The sequence below is a fragment of the Acinetobacter sp. 809848 genome (genome assembly GCF_000581275.1).
In the GTDB taxonomy this organism is placed as follows: domain Bacteria; phylum Pseudomonadota; class Gammaproteobacteria; order Pseudomonadales; family Moraxellaceae; genus Acinetobacter; species Acinetobacter pittii.
Genome location: NZ_JEXG01000118.1, coordinates 1 through 2,047 on the forward strand (window position 1 = coordinate 1; position 2,047 = coordinate 2,047).

Annotated in this window: 2 protein-coding genes; both read right to left on the reverse strand. The window is 41.3% G+C overall.

All coding sequences use genetic code 11. The features are described from left to right. Positions 1-1,256, reverse strand: a 1,256-nt coding sequence (gene eat, locus J536_RS24075; RefSeq protein WP_032064245.1) for an ethanolamine permease, incomplete at its 3' end; no start/stop codon positions are given. Positions 1,257-1,476: 220 nt separating this feature from the next. Then, the coding region (locus J536_RS24080) for an aldehyde dehydrogenase family protein (protein WP_032064246.1) at positions 1,477-2,047 on the reverse strand (571 nt) is incomplete at its 5' end.

Consider the following 2,047-nt stretch of genomic DNA (forward strand, 5'->3'; position numbering starts at 1 on the left):
AAGGCAATACAAGACGTCCACATTCCACCAGGCGTTTTATAAGGACGTGGTAATTCAGGACGAGATAAACGCAATTTGATATGTGAAAGCATCATCAACACATAAGAAATTGTTGCGCCGAATACTGCCATTAAAATGAGTAAATCACCCTCACCTGTTAAAGAGAGTAAAAAGCCAATAATGCCTGGAATGATAATGGCCCAATATGGCGCCTTATTTTCATTGGTAAGCGATAAGTTTTTTGGCAAATATCCCGCACGTGACAATGCAAAAATCTGGCGTGAATAGGCATAAATAATTGAGAAGAAACTTGCGACAAGTCCAGCAAGACCTACAAAGTTAACAAAACTTGCTAACCATGTGTGCTGACCATACACAGCAATGAGTGCATCAACTAAAGGTGCTCCCGAATTTTTTAAAGCATTTGAACCCGCAGCGCCTGCTCCTAAAAATAAGATTAAAAGTGCAAACGATGCCAATATTAACATTGAACCAATCAAACCTCGTGGCAATGAACGTACTGGATCTTTTGCTTCTTCGGCTGCTAGTGGTACCCCTTCAACTGCAAGAAAAAACCAGATAGCAAAAGGAACTGCAGCCCAGATGCCCAAATAGCCATGAGGTAAAAAAAGACTTGCACCAACACCTGTACCAACTGGAATATCAAATAAATTTTGCGCTTTAAAGTGTGGAATCATTGCCCCAATAAACACGACAAGGGCAACAGCAGCGACAAGCGTAATTGCGAACATGATTTTTAAGGCTTCGCCAGCACCTTTGAGGTGTATACCCATAAAAATGGCGTAACAAGCGAGGTAAATCATCCAGCCATTAATACCAAATAGAGATTCGCAATAACCACCAATAAATACGGCAATAGCCGCAGGAGCAATTGCGTATTCAATTAAAATAGCTGTTCCTGTTAAATAGCCGCCAAAAGGACCAAAAGCAGCACGTGCAAAACTATAACCGCCACCTGCTGTCGGCATCATGGTGGACATTTCTGACATAGAAAGACACAGGCACAGATACATGATTGCAGCAAGGGCAGTGGCAATAAACATCCCGCCCCAGCCACCTTGGGCTATGCCGAAGTTCCAACCAGCAAAATCACCTGATATCACATACGCTACGCCTAAACCAATCAGGAGTAACCAACCAACGGTACCTTGTTTAAGTTGACGCTGAGCAAAATATTCTGCTGACGAGACTTCTGTCTTTGAGGAAATAACGGAAGCTGTTTCTGGTTGATTCATACAATACTCCTGCGAGTTAGTTTGTATGAATCAATGCAAAAGCAATGCCTAAATGAAGCACTTTAGAGAGTAGATGGAGCTTTTTTATTCTAAATGATAAAAATTCAATCTTAACAATCGGGAATAAAGAAGCCAGCAATCTAAATTACTGGCTTCTTATATAATTAGTCATCTTACTTCTTTCTAGTGTTGATAGTTTGGTATCAACTTGGTGCGAAACTTAGAAGAAGCCCATTGGTTTAGTTGAGTAACTTACCAACAAGTTTTTAGTTTGTTGATAGTGATCTAGCATCATCTTATGGTTTTCACGGCCAATACCAGACTTCTTGTAGCCACCAAATGCAGCATGTGCAGGGTAGATGTTATAGCAGTTTGTCCAGACACGGCCAGCTTCAATAGCACGACCCGCACGATAAGAAATGTGAGCTGAACGTGACCATACACCTGCACCTAAACCATACATGGTGTCATTGGCAATTTTAATTGCATCGTCAAAGTCTTTGAATGTTGTCACAGCAAGTACAGGTCCAAAAATTTCCTCTTGGAAAACTTGCATGCCATTGTGACCTTTAAAAATAGTCGGATCGACATAGTAACCATCGCCTACTTCTTTACGGCCGCTACCGCCAAGTAAGAGTTCTGCACCTTCTTCACGACCAGTGTTAATACAACGTAAGATTTTCTCTTGCTGTTGTAGAGATGCTTGAGCACCAATCATCGTTTCAGTATCAAGTGGATGACCAGTTTTAATACGTTTTACACGTTCGACAGCCATCTCTAAGAACTGATCA